Here is a 14,571-nt window from a genome sequence, read left to right as displayed (position 1 = left end):
AGGGCTGAGAAATGAGCCGTATTGCAACCGGAATTTGTGCAGCTGTTGCCATAGCTGCGGGCGGCTATTGGCTGTCGCTGTCAAACTCCTCGTCCCCGTCTTATCCGCTGGTCAGCAGCGCCGAGGCGCAGGAAGCCGATCTGGATACGTCGAGTGTCGTCGACATGGTGCAGGGTGCCAAAGACGCGCCGGTCGAGATTATCGAATATGCATCCTATACCTGCCCGCACTGCGCCACGTTCCACACCGGGGCGTACAAGCAGCTCAAGAAAGACTTCATCGACACCGGCAAAGTGAAATTCACCTATCGCGAGGTGTACTTTGACCGCATTGGCCTGTGGGCCTCGATGGTGGCGCGCTGCGCCGGTCCCGAGAAGTTCTTTGGCATTTCCGATCTGATCTACAAAGGTCAGTCCGAATGGACCCGCGCCGGTGGCCCGGCCGAGATCGTGGACGAGCTGCGCAAAATCGGCCGTCTGGCCGGTATCGACAACGATCAGCTTGAGGCCTGTCTGCAGGACGGCACCCGCGCACAGACGTTGGTGGCCTGGTACCAGGAGAACGCCGAGCGTGACGGAATTCAGGCGACCCCGTCCTTTATCGTGAACGGCAAGAAGGTCGACAATCAGTCTTATGGCGATTTCAAAAAGCTGATTGAGGCTGAACTGGGCAGCTAAACCCAATGGCGACCGGCCTTGTTCGGGCCGGTCGCCTTTCAGGGCGACGGGGCGACCTGCAGCAGCATCTGCCGGACCTTGTCGGCCTTATCCATTTTCAGACGAACGGGCAGGGTGATTACCTTGCTGCGAAACGCAGCGGGCAGGCGCACGGCGTCTTTTTCCGTTGTCACCATCTGCGCACCCAACAGGCGCGCTTCGTTTTCCAGCCGGGCCATCAGTGCCGTGGTCAACGGCTGATGGTCATCCAGCGCCTCGGACCGCAGCAGGGTAGCGCCTTGCTGGCGCAGGGTGGCAAAGAACTTCTCGGGGTGGCCGATACCGGCAAAGGCAAGAACGGGCGTGTCATGCCAATCCATGCCGGTTTGCAGCGGTTCAACCGCGCCGGTGGCATGGGGAACCGAAAGCTTTGGCCCCCAGTGCGCGGCAAACTGATCCTGCGATGGTGTATCGCCCAAAGACAGGACAAGATCGGCCCGTAGCAGGCCCACATCGACCGGTTCGCGCAGTGGCCCCGCAGGCAGACACAACCCATTGCCGAACCCGCGCGCGGCATCCACGACAATGACCGAGAAATCCTTGGCGACCGAGGGGTTCTGAAAGCCGTCATCCAGAACGATCACGGTTGCCCCGGCAGCGGCAGCGGCCTGTGCCCCGGCCGCGCGATCCTTGGCCACCCAGACATCGGCAAAGGCCGCCAGCAAAAGTGGCTCGTCCCCGACCTGCGCGGCGGAGTGTTTGCCGGGGTCAACGCGGACAGGTCCTTCAAGTGAACCGCCATGTCCACGGGTCACAACATGTGTCTGGTGCCAGGCGTCGCGCAGTTGTTCGATCATCCAGATTACGGTTGGCGTCTTACCGGTGCCGCCTGCATTCAGATTGCCGATGCAGATAACGGGAACACCCGGGTTCATCCCGGTGTCGGACGCGATCCGGCGTGCCGTCGCGGCCGCGTAGATGCGCCCAAGCGGGGCCAACAATCTGGCCCGCAGGCCGGGGTGTTCGGGCGTGGTGTTCCAGAAATCAGGTGCTCGCATAATCTGCACTCCGCTGATCCAGATAATCCTGCACCAAGTCGATCATCTGATCTGCCTGTGGTGCCCCTTCGGTTACGACCTGCCAGCCCGCCAGCGCCATGTCGGCGGCGCGATCCGGCGCCAAAAGCTCGACAACGGAATCACCCAGTTCTGTTGCGGTTCTGACGACGCGTGCTGCGCCCGCCCGGTTCAACTGGTCATACAGCTGTTGATGGCGATCGACAAACGGACCGTGGATAATGGCCGAACCCAGGGCCGTGGCGACCAGTGGATCGTGCCCGCCTGCTCCGCGTTCCAGCGAGCCGCCCATAAAGGTCACCGCCGAAACCCGGTGCCACAGGCCCAGATCCTCGGACACCGCCGAAAGGATGACCTGGGTCGTGTCCTCGATCTGCCCGCTATCGTCCCAGTTCACGCATCGCAGGTCCATGGATTCCAGCCGCCTGTGCAAAGGCATTGCTTCGGCTGTATCCGCAACGTGCAGCACCAACGCCAGCCGGGGCAGCATCCGCATCGCCTGACGATGGGCGCTGAGGATCGAGATAAATTCCTTGTCCCGCACACATGCCGCCAACCAGACCGGACGGCCCGCCAGCGCATGGTTCATTTCAATCAACTCATCTTCGGGCCAGGGGCGTGGATTCGGGCTGACGTGCAGGGCGGGTGATTCATTGACTTTTCTGGCCGAAACCCCAAGGCGACGCAGGTGTCGCGCCGTTTCCGGCGTTGTCGCAAAGATGCGCCGAAAGCAATCGAAGGTGTATCTGGTGATATCCGGAAGCCACCTGGCCCCCCGCGCGACCTTTATGTCGACCTGGGCTTCGATCAGGATCAGGGGAATGGCCCGCTCGTCCGCCCGTGTGATCACGTTGGGCATAAGCCCGCCCCCGACCCAGAGGCCGACATCCGGGCGCCAGTGATCCAGAAATGCACGCGCCGCCCCGGTTTTTTCCAAAGGTAGGTTCACCATGGGGTATTCGCAGTTTTCCCACCGCGTCAGATCAGCCTCGGGGGGTGCAGATAGAAGCACCGACAGTTCCGGGCGTGCCTGTTGCAGTCTGCGACAGAAATCAACAACGGCGCGCAGGCGGTCCGGGTCGTTGATGTGAACCCAGATCAGTTCGCCGTCCGGTCGGGGAAAAAGGGGGTGATCGGCGGAATAGGGCACTCCCCACGACAGTACCCGATAGGCCGCAAGGCTTAGAGAACGCGGTTTGCTCATGGGGCGATTCCGGTGCTGCCAAGGTCCAGCCGCGCAGACAGGGCATTGTGAACACCGGTGCCAGCGGCAACGACACCATTCAGGCGAGGTTGGGAGTTGTTGAACCGCAGCGGCTCCCCCAACCGGTTCGAACAAGCGCCGCCCGCTTCGCGAATGATCAGGTCACCGGCGGCGATGTCCCATTCCCAACTGGGTCTCAGTGTCAGCATCCCATCAAACCGCCCCTGTCCGACAAGCGCCATGCGATAGGCCAGAGACGGGCGATACATACGCTTGAACGCAGGCACCTTACCCTGCTGCCAATGGCGCGGGTCCATATTGGGTTTTGCCGCCAAAATCTCGGCCGTGTTCAGATCAGGAGTATCGGACACTTTGATCGGAGCGTCATTCAGCGTTGCGCCGCGCCCTTTGGCCGCCGCGTACAACAGGTTGCGCAGCGGAAGATAGATCACTGCGGCGGTCACCTCGCCCTGTTCGGCAATTGCCAGGGAATGCGCCCAGGTCTGCGATCCTTCGGCAAAGCTGCGGGTGCCGTCGATCGGGTCGATGATGAACACGCGGGATTTTGACAGCCGTTCAGACGTATCTTCGGTCTCTTCGCTCAGCCAGCCATAGCCGGGCCGGGCGGCGGGCAGCCGCTGTTCCAACATCGCGTTGACGGCCAGATCCGCTTCGGTCACGGGGCCTGCGCCCTGAGGTTTGTCCCAGCGTTTCGCCGTGGTGCCCGAATATCGGGTGGCGATCTTTCCGGCCTCTAGTGCGGCGTCGATCAGCAGGGGCAGGTCAGTTGCCGGCAAGCGTCATTCCTTCGATCAGCAGGGATGGCACCACGCGGGACAGATGCGTTCGGGCATCATTTGCCGGGATGATCCGCTTGAGCATATCGCGCAGATTACCGGCAATCGTGCACTCATTGACCGGATGCGTGATTTCCCCGTTTTCCACCCAGAAACCCGAGGCCCCGCGGGAATAGTCGCCGGTATTGGGGTTGATCGTCGATCCGATCATCGAGGTCACCAGAAGACCCGTTCCCATGTCGCGCAAAAGGTCGGCACGGCTGCGCCCGCCCTGGGTCAGGCCAAGGTTCCAGTTGCTGGGTGAGGGCGGGCCCGAGACCCCGCGCGCGGCATTCCCGGTAGAGGTCATGCCAAGCTTGCGCGCGCTGGACAGATCAAGTGTCCAGCCGGTCAGGATACCGTTTTCGACAATGGCCCGCTGCCGGGTCGGTAACCCTTCGGCGTCAAACGGGCGAGAACCTGAAATCCGTTGGCGGTGCGGGTCTTCGATCAGCGACAGGTTGTCCGGCAGCACCTGCTGGCCCAGACAATCGGAAAGCCACGATGCCCCACGGGCAATGGCCGCGCCGTTGCTGGCCGCCATTAGGTGGCCGATCAACGAAGACGATATACGTTCATCAAACAGCACCGGATAGGTGCCGGTTGCGGGTTTTTGCGCCCCGACCAGCGCCACAGCGCGTTCCCCGGCGGTGCGGCCGATATCCGTGGGGCTGCGCAGGTCGCTTTGAAAGGTGCGGCTGTCCCCGTCATAATCGCGCTCCATCCCGGTGCCTTCGCCCGAAATCGCCACGCAGGACGTCGATCTGCTGCTGCGGATGTACCCGCCGGAAAACCCGTTGGTGGCAGCCAGATGCACGCGGTGGGTTCCATAAGCCGCCGCCGCGTCGGACACCTGTGATACCCCCTGAACGGCCTGCGCCGCTTCTTCGGCGGATAATGCATCGCGCATGAGGTCTTCGGCGGTGGGTTCTGGCGAAGCGTCGAACAACTCCAGCGCCTGCACATCCCAGCCGTTGGCTAGTTGATCTGCATCGGCCAGACCGGTGAACTGATCTTCGGGGGCTTCGCGCGCCATGGCCACGGCCCGTTCGGCCATGGCTGTCAATGTCTCGGGGCGGCTGTCGGAACTGGACACGATCGCCTGACGCTGCCCCAGAAAAACCCGCAGGCCCAAATCCGACCCTTCCGACCTTTCGGCATGTTCCAGCGCGCCATTGCGCACCTCGACCGATACCGAAGACCCGTCGATCACGATGGCATCCGCGGCCTCGGCCCCGGCTTTGCGGGCCGCATCCAGCAGGTTTTGGCTGATTTCTTCAGGTGTAAGGGTCATGCGGCCTCCGGTCTTGTTGCACTGGACCTAGCCTTGGACCGCCCGTCCCGCAAGGCCTGCGGCGGTATTGATTGGCGCAAACAAGTGTGAAGGTCGCGGGGTGAGCCGCCCAAAAAGGGGGCGCAACCCTGAGGAGCGGGAAGGCAGCGGGGCCGCCTTCCCGGTTGTCATTATTTGAGACGCTGGCCATTCGCCAGGATCTGGCCGTCTTCCGTGAACTCGATTTTCGATTTCAGTGTGTCCGGTTCTTCACCGGGCACGGCCATCAGGCCCATCATCATCCGCGCACCCAAGGCGTCGTTTTCCGAAACCAGGCCCACCCCGATCAGCTTGTCGAGCAGGGCGTTTGCGCCATCCAGTTGCAGGTTCGCAACGCCTGAAGGTGTGGGCATACCGTCGAATTCTTCGGTGTTCGAGTTGTCGAAGGCGAAATCCGCATCACCCGACAGCTTTGCACCGACCAGCGACACCAGCAGCTCATTGATTTTCAGGGAATGCAGTTCGCCAGGTGCCTCGTCTGAATTTTCCAGCGCTTCAACTGCGACGGGGTCAAAGATGTTTGTCAGAACCTTGGCTGTACCGGTCGAGTCCAGGGCAATGGTCGCCGGATCACGGGGCAGGGTGCCTGCAGGGTCAAAGATGCTCCACAATACGTCCGACATGGTGAAATCCGTCAGATTCATCGCAAAGCCAAAGGGCTGGATTTCTTCGGATTCCTGAACCGGGAATTCGAATTTCAGGCCAGCCCTGGCCATCGCGATTTCGATCGGGAAGGGCAGATCAGCAGTCGTGATCGCCAGTTTGGTGCGGTTTTGTTCGATATCATAAGCAAGACGCTGGGTATCAATGCTGGCCCCAAACCGTCCGCCTTCGGATTCGCTGGCCATCGAGAACGCCTCACCCTCGCTGGTGCCTGCGACGGTTGTCATGCCCGAGGCAATGGTGAAGACGCCCGAAAACGCGAAGCCGTTGGCCATAAAGCTCTGAGGGTCAGCGGCGTCGAAATTCGATGGGATGACGCTGTTGCCCTCAAATGCCAGTTGCTTCATCGATCCGTCGAATTTCGCGTCGTCCTCCCCCTCGGGGTCTTGGAACGCCATGCTATAGGTCAGGTCGTCCGCCGTGAATTCCTGATCGACATCGCGGTTTTCACCGATTTTCATCCGCGAGCTGCCGGCAAGATCGGTCATCTCCAGATTTGCGGCGAGGACGTCATCCTGCGATGTCTCGCCTTCGACTTCCAGCTTGTCCAGCTTCAAGCCGAGGCTATCCGCTGTATAATCATAGGTCATATCGTCCGGCGTGCCAGAGACGACCATGTTCAGCCCGCTTTGTGTTTGCACGACATTGACCGAGAACGCATCGCCGTCGAGCTCGCCCGAAACCGTCATCGGCAGGCTTTCGGGCAGATCAACGTTGACCGTACCATCGCCGTTTTCGATCAGCGTCATCTGCGGTACGACGAACTGGAACTGACCTTCTTCTTCGGGCAGTTCCATCGACACGGTCATATCCGTGATGGTAGTCACCGCGCCCGAGATCGCCTGATCGCCGGAAACCGTGTACCCCATCTGGGTCAGGTACGCCTGCCAGTCGTCCCAGATATCATTTGCGGTGACGTCGGCAAGCGCCCCATTGGCGACAACGGCATAGGCCAGAGCTGCGCCGCAGCTGCGGCGAAGGAAAACGGACATTTGAGAACCCTTCTTGATCAATTTTGCCGGCATCGTCGTGCCTGTGGCTTCGGGCGTCAAGGGGCAAGGGCTGGACCCTTTCCCCATTCGCAAGGTAGAGGTTCATGCAAAGGCATTCCAACGGAGGTACAGGGTCCGCATGCAAGGGAAAACCGTGCTGATAACAGGGGCCAGCCGTGGCATAGGAGCCGAGGCAGGGCGCGTATTTGCCGCAGCCGGGGCTAATGTCGCACTGGTCGCACGCAACAGGGATCAGATCGGGGCGTTGGCCTCGGGGCTGGGGGAAAACGCAATCGCGCTGGGCTGCGACGTCAGCGATTTCGCGCAGGTGGAACAAGCCGTTGCCGATTGCGTGGACCGGTTCGGCGGGCTGGATGTGCTGATCGGTAACGCCGGGGTCATTGATCCGATCTTTCACCTGTCCAACGCGGATGTATCCGCCTGGAGCACAGCCATCGACATCAACCTCAAGGGTGTTTTCTATGGGATGCGCGCCGCTTTGCCTATTATGCGCGCAGCAGGTGGGGGTACGGTGCTGACCGTGTCATCCGGTGCCGCGACCAACCCGATCGAGGCCTGGAGCCATTATTGTGCCTCGAAAGCGGGGGCGAAGATGCTGACCGAATGCCTGCATCTGGAAGAGGCCATTCACGGGATACGCGCCATGGGCCTGTCCCCCGGTACGGTTGCAACAGACATGCAGCGGGTCATCAAGGACAGTGGCATCAACGCTGTCAGCCAGTTGGATTGGAGCGATCATATCCCCGCCGACTGGCCCGCGCGGGCGCTGCTTTGGATGTGTTCCGCCGATGCGGATGAATTTCTGGGCACAGAAATCTCGCTGCGGCGCGAGGATATTCGGCAAAGGGTTGGGCTGACGTGATCGAACTGAACAAAGCGGACGGGTTGTGGACCGTCACGCTCAACAACCCCGAAAAGGCCAACGCGCTGACCGGGGCGATGCTGACCGAACTGGCCGAAATCGCCGAGGCCGCGACAGAGGCCCGTGCCCTGATCCTGACCGGTGCGGGCAAGGTGTTCAGCGCCGGGGCCGATCTGGACGAGGCGCGCGCCGGTCTTGCGACCTCGGGGCTGTGGGAAAGGCTGTCCGGTGCGATTGCCGCTTTGCCGTGTCTGACCGTTGCCGCATTGAACGGAACCCTGGCCGGGGGCGCGAACGGTATGGCGCTGGCCTGCGACATTCGCATTGCTGTGCCTGCGGCCAAGTTCTTTTACCCGGTCATGAAGCTGGGATTTTTGCCGCAACCTTCGGACCCGGTGCGCATGGCGGCCCTGATCGGGCCATCCCGGACCAAGATGATTCTGATGGCCGGACAAAAGATCACCGCGGATGAGGCGTATGAATTCGGTCTGGTCGATCGGGTGGTCGCGCCCGACGCGCTGATGAAAACCGCGCATGAGCTGGTCGCTGACAGCGTCGCAGCCGACCCGAAGATTGCCAAAGGGATTGCAAAATTATGTCAATGAGGTTGTCCGCCCTTCAGTTGCGTGTGGCCGATCCGGACCGGTTGGCCGGGTTTTACCGCGATGTTCTGGGCATGACGGTGCAGGTACAGGGGCCGAACCGGCTGGTAGGGTATGCAGGGCAGGACGCGGACCTGCTGTTGACGCCGGGCGGAGGCGGATACACCCATGACCGGGGTCAGCGGTATTGGAAGATCGGGATCACCTTGCCGGATGTCGACCTTGCCGCGTCGCGGTTGCGTCAGGTCGGGGTGGCGGTCTCGGACCCGGGGCAGTTCACGGACATCGGGTACATGTGTCATCTGCAAGACCCCGAAGGGTTCGTGATCGAGCTGTTGCAGCATGATTTTGAGGGCAACCGTCCGGATGATGCCGCCGACCCTGCGGCCCCCTTTGCCGATGCCCGTATCGGGCAGGTTACCCTGCGCACCGGGGATATCGCCGCCGAGGATGCGTTCTGCCGCGCTTTGGGTATGCGATTGCTGTCGATGCAGGACGTTGCGCTATACGGGTTCGATCTGCATTTCTACGCCTTTACGGATGAGATGCCGCCAAATGCGGATCTCTGGGCCGTGGAAAATCGCGAGTGGTTGTGGAAACGCCCCTATACGACGCTTGAATTCCAGCATCTGGCAGGCGCGCAATTTGCACCTGTGCCCGATTATCTGGGGCTGGAGGTTCTGGGCCTGAACGCGCCGACGCGGGATGCGTTTGGCGATCCGGTCAAACCCGGTTGATCAACGCCCGCGCCGCCTGCCCGGAACTTCTGAGCGGAACCCCGGCGGGCGTTTGCGAACCCAGGACAGGAATTTTTCCAGACGCGGATGGGTCCGCAGCGCCTCGACCGTGTTGAAATCGCGCGCCAGTTCGGCCTCGGTCAGGGTGGCGTGGATTTCTTTGTGGCAGATCAGGTGCAACAATACTGTGGGTCCGCCCTTGCCCCCTTTGAGTTTTGGGATCAGATGGTGCAGGCTGCCGCCCCCTTCGGGGATCGGGCGGTCGCAAAGCGGGCAGATCGGATCGCTATCGGTCATGGTCGGGGCAAGGTCGCGCCACGGGGCGCCGAAGGCAAGAGGGCAGCGATGGCACAGGCATTGGTAATCGGGGCGGGGCCAGCGGGGCTGATGGCCGCCCAGCAGCTTGCAGCCGCAGGCCACGATGTGCTGGTGGCCGAAGCCAAGCCATCTGTTGCGCGTAAATTCCTGATGGCGGGCAAGTCTGGCCTGAACCTGACCAAGGACGAACCGTTCGAGACCCTGCTTCGGTCCTACGGCAGCGCGGCAGATTGGTTGCGCCCGATGATCGCCGAATTTGACGCAGACGCAGTGCAGACCTGGGCGCGAGGTCTGGATCAAGAGGTGTTCACAGGCTCAACCGGTCGGGTTTTTCCGTCCGTGATGAAAGCCTCGCCGCTTTTGCGGGCGTGGCTGGGGCGTCTTGCCGGTGCCGGGGTGACGATCAACACCCGCTGGCGGTGGACGGGCTGGGCCGACAGGGCTGCGGTGTTTGATACGCCGGAGGGGCCGCAAAGCATCCACGCGGATGCCACTGTGCTTGCCCTGGGCGGGGCAAGCTGGGCGCGGCTGGGTTCGGATGGCATGTGGGCGGATACTCTGAGGGACAGGGGCGTACCCCTTGCGCCTTTCACCCCGGCAAACTCGGCCCTGTCGGTAGAATGGAGCCCGCACATGCAGGCCCATTCCGGGGCCGCGCTTAAATCGGTGCGATGGGCTGCCGGACCCCTCGACAGCAGGGGTGAGGCCACGATTTCGGACACAGGGCTGGAGGGCGGCGGACTGTATTCCCTGACCCCGGCCCTGCGGGACGGCACACCGCTGTTTGTTGATCTGGTCCCTGATCTGGATGACGCAGCCCTGCAAACGCGGCTTGCGTCAAAAAGGCCAAAAACCACGCTGTCGCAATGGCTGAAAAAATCCCTGCACCTGTCGCCGCAGAAAATCGCACTGTTTCATGAAATGGTAAAACGCGACGCGGATTCTCAATCGCATCAGTTGAGCGCGCTCAAACAGTTGCCGGTCTTTCACCGGGGATTGCGCCCGATGGATGAGGCTATTTCTACAGCCGGAGGCGTCACACGCGCCGCGCTGGACGATGGGCTGATGCTGACATCCATGCCGGGTGTCTTTTGCGCCGGGGAAATGCTGGATTGGGAGGCCCCGACCGGTGGCTATCTGCTGACGGCTTGTCTGGCGACCGGACGATGGGCCGGGCTTGCGGCCGCGAACCGGTTGCGTCAGGGCGGCTAGCGTGACCGCGCCAGCATCGCCAGACGGATCATGGCGCGTTCGACCAATGCCATGGCCGGGGCCGTCTGACCGGCGGATCGCAGGGACAAATCCGTATCCGTAAGAACGGTCAATGCCGTTTGCAATTTCTGCGCGCCCCAACCCTGTGCCTGCCGCAATATCCGATCACGGCGCTTGCCATAGACTGGCGGGCGCAGCTTGCCGATGCCTTGCGCCGCGCCACCCGGATCAGAGGCGCAGGCATAAAGGGTGCGAAAATGCCGGGTCGCCCCGATACACAGCGTCACCGCGTTGGTGCCTTGTGATTGCAACCGCCGGATCAGCGGGCCGATCTCTCCCGCGCGGCCTTCTGCGATGACGTTCAGAACATCGTCCAACGCGGCCTCGGTCGAGCGCGGCGCGCAGGCTTCAATATCTTCGATAGTCAGATCCGCGCTGTCGTTGCTTTTGTAAAGAGACAGCTTTTCGATGGTTTGGGTGAAATCACCGGGGCTGATCCCTGCTGCCAGTTCGGCAAGCGCAGACATGGAATCGCGCGGGATGTTCCTAAGCCCGGCTTGCGCCAGAATCCGTTCGATTTCACCACGGGATGGCGGGTCATCATAGATGCCGACCGCATAGGCCGCCGGATGCGCCTCAAACGTCTTGCGGATTTTCGAACTGGGTTTGAGCTGCCCTGCGGTCACGATGATTTGCGCATCACCGGGGGACCAATCCTCGAACGCGGTGATGATCGCCGGGGCGGCGATATCCGTGGTGTCTTCGACAAAAACAGCGCGTGGGCCGGGGAAGAACCCAACCGCCTTGACCGCATCCAGCAGCAAAGCGGGATCACCGCGCAGATTTGCGCCGGGCATACGGGTCAGGCGCATTTCCTCTTCGGCACCGGGGCCCAGCAAGGCGGCCAGAACCTGCTGACGTTTCAGCGCCACGCGCATCGCATCTGCGCCGTAGATCAGCAGGCCCGCCTTGTCTGTGTCCGGCTTGGCAAAATATCCCTCAGCCTCGCGCGGGCTGAGCTTCATTTGGATAAATCCGGTACGGCGTACAGCCTGTTTACGATCTGATCGGCCAGAATCACCATCAGCCGCTGTTTCGCATCGCGTTCATCGGCCAGGGTGGACACGGTGGACCCGGCGGCGGAATAACCGACAAAATCCGTAACCTCGCCCGAGGCAAGCACCTGCCCCGATTCGCCGGACTTGAGCGCATAGCTTGCCCGTCCGTCTATGATCAGGCGGTTGATTTCGTTGGTTTGCGTAATGGCCGCAGCCTGCGTCACGGTCGAAACCGAGACGTCCAGCATATAGTCCTGACCCGAGTTGGCGCTGCGGCCCAACTGCTGTTCCAGATTCTGGACCAGCAGAAAGCTGTCCACCGTATTCGGGGCGGACACGGCGACGTTGCCGTTCAGCGCCGCGCCCGAACCGCCGGGTGCGTAGACAGGTTCAAACCCGCAGGCGGCCAGCGCCAGCGGGATCAACAACAGGGTTCTGCGATTAAACAACGACATTCACGATCCGGCCCGGAACAACGATCACTTTTTTCGGCGTGGCACCATCCAGCGCCTTTTGCACAGCTTCGGTGCTGAGCGCGATTTTTTCAACCTCTGCCTTGTCCATATCTTTGGCCACGTTGATTTCCGCGCGACGCTTGCCGTTGATCTGGATCGGCAAGGTGACAGTGTCATCCACCAGCATCGCGTCATCCGCGACCGGCCAGGGGGCGGTGGCCACCAGCCCCTCGCCGCCCTGGTGGGCCCAGATGTCCTCGGCCAAATGCGGCGTCATCGGTGACATCAGCTGCGCCAATGTTTTGATCGCCTGCTTTTGGGCCGCAGCACCCGCTTTGGATTTTGCCAGCGTGTTGGTGAAGGCATACAGCTTGGCAATGGCCGCGTTGAAGCCAAAGCTTTCAACGCCAAGCGTCACGTCGCGGATGGCTTTGTGCATCTCGCGCAGCAGGTCCTGATCGCCTTCGCCTTTCGCCTCGGGGTTCATTGCGCCGATCTTATCGCACAGGTTCCAGACCCGGTTCAGATGTTTGAACGCAGCCTCGGCCCCGGATGCGGTCCATTCCACGTCGCGCTCTGGCGGCGAATCGGACAGCACGAACCAGCGCGCGGTGTCTGCGCCAAAGGCCGAGATGATGCTGACCGGGTCGACCACATTCTTCTTGGATTTCGACATTTTGGCCGAGGGGATGACCTCGACTTCGGTGCCGTCGGCCAGCTTGCCGTCGGTCACATCCTCGGGCAGGTGATAGACCGGGCGTTCATTGGCGTCACGGGTCTGATAAATCTCATGCGTGACCATGCCTTGGGTGAACAGCGCATCAAACGGCTCGATGGCTTTTTTCGGCAGGTGGCCTGTGATGTTCATCGCCCGCGCAAAGAATCGGGAATAGAGCAGGTGCAGAATCGCATGTTCAATGCCACCGATATACTGGTCGACGTTCATCCAGTATTCAGCTTCGGCCAGATCGGTGGGCGTTTCCGCGTGGGGCGCGGTGAAGCGGGCGAAATACCACGACGAATCGACGAAAGTGTCCATCGTGTCGGTTTCACGCCGGGCCGGTGCCCCGCAGGACGGGCATTCGCAATCGCGCCATGTCGGGTGACGATCCAGCGGGTTGCCGGGTTTGTCAAAGGTGACATCATCAGGCAGGCGAACGGGGAGGTTCTCTTTCTTTTCGGGGACCACGCCGCAGGCATCGCAATGCACAACGGGAATCGGGCAGCCCCAATAGCGTTGGCGCGACAGACCCCAGTCACGCAGCCGGTATTTGGTGACGCCTTCGCCCCAGCCTGCCTTTTCGGCGAAATCAACGGTGGTATTGATGGCATCCTCACCGGTGGCCTCGGTCAGACCGGCAAAGTGATTCACCCAGCGCACTTTTTCGGTTTTCGGTGGGACAAAGGCGGTCTTGTCGACTGGCGTATCGTCATCCAGCGCAAAGAAGGTGTCGACGACGGGCAGATCATACTTGCGGCAGAAATCCAGATCGCGCTGGTCATGCGCCGGACAGGCAAAAATCGCGCCGGTGCCGTAATCCATCAGGATAAAGTTGGCGATCCAGACCGGCAGTTCCCAATTCGGGTCCAGCGGATGTTTGACGCGGATACCGGTGTCATAGCCCAGTTTTTCCGCCGTCTCGATGGCCTCTTCCGTGGTGCCGCCCTTGCGGCATTCGGCAACGAAATCAGCGATTTCGGGGTTCTCGACCTCAAGCTGGCGGGCGATGGGGTGATCGGGCGAAATACCAACGAAGGACGCACCCAACAGCGTGTCGGGGCGCGTCGTGTATACGGTGATCGGCTCCTCTCCGTCGGTGCGCTCGAACCCGAATTGCAGGCCGCGTGACTTGCCGATCCAGTTCTCCTGCATCAGGCGCACTTTGGCGGGCCAGTTCTCTAATGTGTCCAGCGCATCCAGCAGTTCTTCGGAATAGTCCGAAATTTTGAAGAACCACTGGGTCAGCTCACGCCGTTCCACCAGCGCCCCCGAGCGCCAGCCGCGCCCGTTTTCCACCTGTTCATTGGCCAGAACGGTCATGTCGATTGGGTCCCAGTTCACCACGGCGTTCTTGCGGTAAACCAGCCCGGAATCGAGCATATCCAGGAACAGCGCCTGCTGCTGGCCATAATATTCGGGGTCGCAGGTGGCGAACTCGCGGGACCAGTCGATCGACAGGCCCAGCGGCTTCATCTGCGCGCGCATGTCGGCGATGTTGCCATAGGTCCACTCTTTGGGGTGGCCACCAATGGCCATAGCCGCGTTTTCCGCAGGCATACCAAAGGCATCCCATCCCATCGGGTGCAGCACGTTGTGGCCGGTCGCCAGCTTATGCCGCGCGATCACGTCACCCATCGTATAGTTGCGCACATGCCCCATATGGATTCGGCCCGACGGGTAGGGGAACATCTCAAGCACATAGTACTTGGGCTTGTCCGCCTTGCGGTTGGCGGTAAATACCCCGGCCTTGTCCCAGGCCTCTTGCCATTTAGCTTCGATTTCGTTGGCCGAGTAACGCGACATCATGCGGTCCTTCGTGAATGAA

General features: G+C 61.4%; 14 protein-coding genes. 5 read left to right on the top strand and 9 right to left on the bottom strand.

Going from position 1 to position 14,571, the window contains the following annotated elements; genetic code table 11:
* Positions 1–11: 11 nt before the first annotated feature.
* Complete coding sequence (locus tag JT51_RS16595; protein ID WP_037315213.1) at positions 12–677, top strand: DsbA family protein; 666 nt, start codon at positions 12–14, stop codon at positions 675–677.
* Positions 678–715: 38 nt separating this feature from the next.
* Here the strand turns inward: JT51_RS16595 and lpxK are convergent, their stop codons facing one another.
* From lpxK to JT51_RS16570, 5 genes are all read right to left on the bottom strand, one after another.
* On the bottom strand, positions 716–1,714 hold the full coding sequence (gene lpxK, locus JT51_RS16590) for a tetraacyldisaccharide 4'-kinase (protein ID WP_037315209.1): 999 nt from the start codon (positions 1,712–1,714) through the stop codon (positions 716–718).
* Positions 1,701–2,936: a 3-deoxy-D-manno-octulosonic acid transferase gene (locus JT51_RS16585; RefSeq protein ID WP_051927611.1), complete on the bottom strand. Its 1,236-nt coding sequence runs from the start codon at positions 2,934–2,936 to the stop codon at positions 1,701–1,703. Before JT51_RS16585 ends, lpxK begins: the two co-directional genes overlap by 14 nt.
* Positions 2,933–3,733, bottom strand: a complete 801-nt coding sequence (locus JT51_RS16580) for a 3'(2'),5'-bisphosphate nucleotidase CysQ (protein ID WP_037315204.1) — start codon at positions 3,731–3,733, stop codon at positions 2,933–2,935. Before JT51_RS16580 ends, JT51_RS16585 begins: the two co-directional genes overlap by 4 nt.
* Positions 3,720–5,066 (bottom strand): TldD/PmbA family protein, encoded by a 1,347-nt coding sequence (locus JT51_RS16575; RefSeq protein WP_037315201.1) that lies wholly within the window; start codon positions 5,064–5,066, stop codon positions 3,720–3,722. Before JT51_RS16575 ends, JT51_RS16580 begins: the two co-directional genes overlap by 14 nt.
* A gap of 170 nt (positions 5,067–5,236) precedes the next feature.
* Positions 5,237–6,760 (bottom strand): hypothetical protein, encoded by a 1,524-nt coding sequence (locus JT51_RS16570; protein ID WP_037315469.1) that lies wholly within the window; start codon positions 6,758–6,760, stop codon positions 5,237–5,239.
* 139 nt (positions 6,761–6,899) lie between these two features.
* Here JT51_RS16570 and JT51_RS16565 point away from each other — a divergent pair, with 139 nt between their 5' ends.
* From JT51_RS16565 to JT51_RS16555, 3 genes are read left to right on the top strand one after another with little or no spacing between them, the layout of a single operon-like run.
* Entirely contained in the window at positions 6,900–7,643 is a 744-nt protein-coding gene (locus tag JT51_RS16565; RefSeq protein WP_037315198.1) for an SDR family oxidoreductase, read from the top strand.
* A complete protein-coding gene (locus tag JT51_RS16560) occupies positions 7,640–8,248 on the top strand; it encodes an enoyl-CoA hydratase/isomerase family protein (RefSeq protein ID WP_037315195.1) in 609 nt (202 codons plus the stop codon). Before JT51_RS16565 ends, JT51_RS16560 begins: the two co-directional genes overlap by 4 nt.
* The gene (locus JT51_RS16555) at positions 8,245–8,982 is read left to right on the top strand and encodes a VOC family protein (RefSeq protein WP_037315192.1); all 738 of its coding nucleotides are present in this window, start codon (positions 8,245–8,247) and stop codon (positions 8,980–8,982) included. Before JT51_RS16560 ends, JT51_RS16555 begins: the two co-directional genes overlap by 4 nt.
* Here JT51_RS16555 and JT51_RS16550 read toward each other — a convergent pair whose 3' ends face one another.
* Complete coding sequence (locus JT51_RS16550) at positions 8,983–9,279, bottom strand: hypothetical protein (RefSeq protein ID WP_037315189.1); 297 nt, start codon at positions 9,277–9,279, stop codon at positions 8,983–8,985. It abuts the gene before it with no gap.
* Between the two features lie 48 nt (positions 9,280–9,327).
* Here JT51_RS16550 and JT51_RS16545 point away from each other — a divergent pair, with 48 nt between their 5' ends.
* Positions 9,328–10,512 (top strand): TIGR03862 family flavoprotein, encoded by a 1,185-nt coding sequence (locus JT51_RS16545; RefSeq protein ID WP_037315186.1) that lies wholly within the window; start codon positions 9,328–9,330, stop codon positions 10,510–10,512.
* Here JT51_RS16545 and holA read toward each other — a convergent pair.
* The 3 genes from holA to leuS are packed head-to-tail and all read right to left on the bottom strand — an operon-like array spanning position 10,509 to position 14,549.
* Positions 10,509–11,537 (bottom strand): DNA polymerase III subunit delta, encoded by a 1,029-nt coding sequence (gene holA / locus JT51_RS16540; protein WP_037315182.1) that lies wholly within the window; start codon positions 11,535–11,537, stop codon positions 10,509–10,511. The genes JT51_RS16545 and holA overlap by 4 nt on opposite strands.
* Entirely contained in the window at positions 11,534–12,025 is a 492-nt protein-coding gene (gene lptE, locus JT51_RS16535; RefSeq protein WP_037315180.1) for an LPS assembly lipoprotein LptE, read from the bottom strand. Before lptE ends, holA begins: the two co-directional genes overlap by 4 nt.
* Positions 12,012–14,549, bottom strand: a complete 2,538-nt coding sequence (gene leuS / locus JT51_RS16530) for a leucine--tRNA ligase (RefSeq protein ID WP_037315466.1) — start codon at positions 14,547–14,549, stop codon at positions 12,012–12,014. The genes lptE and leuS overlap by 14 nt, the downstream gene beginning before the upstream one ends.
* Positions 14,550–14,571: the final 22 nt, after the last annotated feature.

Source organism: Ruegeria halocynthiae (genome assembly GCF_000743705.1).
In the GTDB taxonomy this organism is placed as follows: domain Bacteria; phylum Pseudomonadota; class Alphaproteobacteria; order Rhodobacterales; family Rhodobacteraceae; genus Ruegeria; species Ruegeria halocynthiae_B.
The sequence above is the reverse complement of the archived record's forward strand: the minus strand, read 5'-3'. Positions and strand labels throughout refer to the sequence as shown.

Coding starts and splice junctions, on each gene's coding strand:
- JT51_RS16595 (WP_037315213.1), top strand. CDS start 12: ATGAGCCGTATTGCAACCGGAATTTGTGCAGCTGTTGCCATAGCTGCG.
- lpxK (WP_037315209.1), bottom strand. CDS start 1,714: ATGCGAGCACCTGATTTCTGGAACACCACGCCCGAACACCCCGGCCTG.
- JT51_RS16585 (WP_051927611.1), bottom strand. CDS start 2,936: ATGAGCAAACCGCGTTCTCTAAGCCTTGCGGCCTATCGGGTACTGTCG.
- JT51_RS16575 (WP_037315201.1), bottom strand. CDS start 5,066: ATGACCCTTACACCTGAAGAAATCAGCCAAAACCTGCTGGATGCGGCC.
- JT51_RS16570 (WP_037315469.1), bottom strand. CDS start 6,760: ATGTCCGTTTTCCTTCGCCGCAGCTGCGGCGCAGCTCTGGCCTATGCC.
- JT51_RS16565 (WP_037315198.1), top strand. CDS start 6,900: ATGCAAGGGAAAACCGTGCTGATAACAGGGGCCAGCCGTGGCATAGGA.
- JT51_RS16555 (WP_037315192.1), top strand. CDS start 8,245: ATGAGGTTGTCCGCCCTTCAGTTGCGTGTGGCCGATCCGGACCGGTTG.
- JT51_RS16550 (WP_037315189.1), bottom strand. CDS start 9,279: ATGACCGATAGCGATCCGATCTGCCCGCTTTGCGACCGCCCGATCCCC.
- JT51_RS16545 (WP_037315186.1), top strand. CDS start 9,328: ATGGCACAGGCATTGGTAATCGGGGCGGGGCCAGCGGGGCTGATGGCC.
- holA (WP_037315182.1), bottom strand. CDS start 11,537: ATGAAGCTCAGCCCGCGCGAGGCTGAGGGATATTTTGCCAAGCCGGAC.
- lptE (WP_037315180.1), bottom strand. CDS start 12,025: ATGTCGTTGTTTAATCGCAGAACCCTGTTGTTGATCCCGCTGGCGCTG.
- leuS (WP_037315466.1), bottom strand. CDS start 14,549: ATGTCGCGTTACTCGGCCAACGAAATCGAAGCTAAATGGCAAGAGGCC.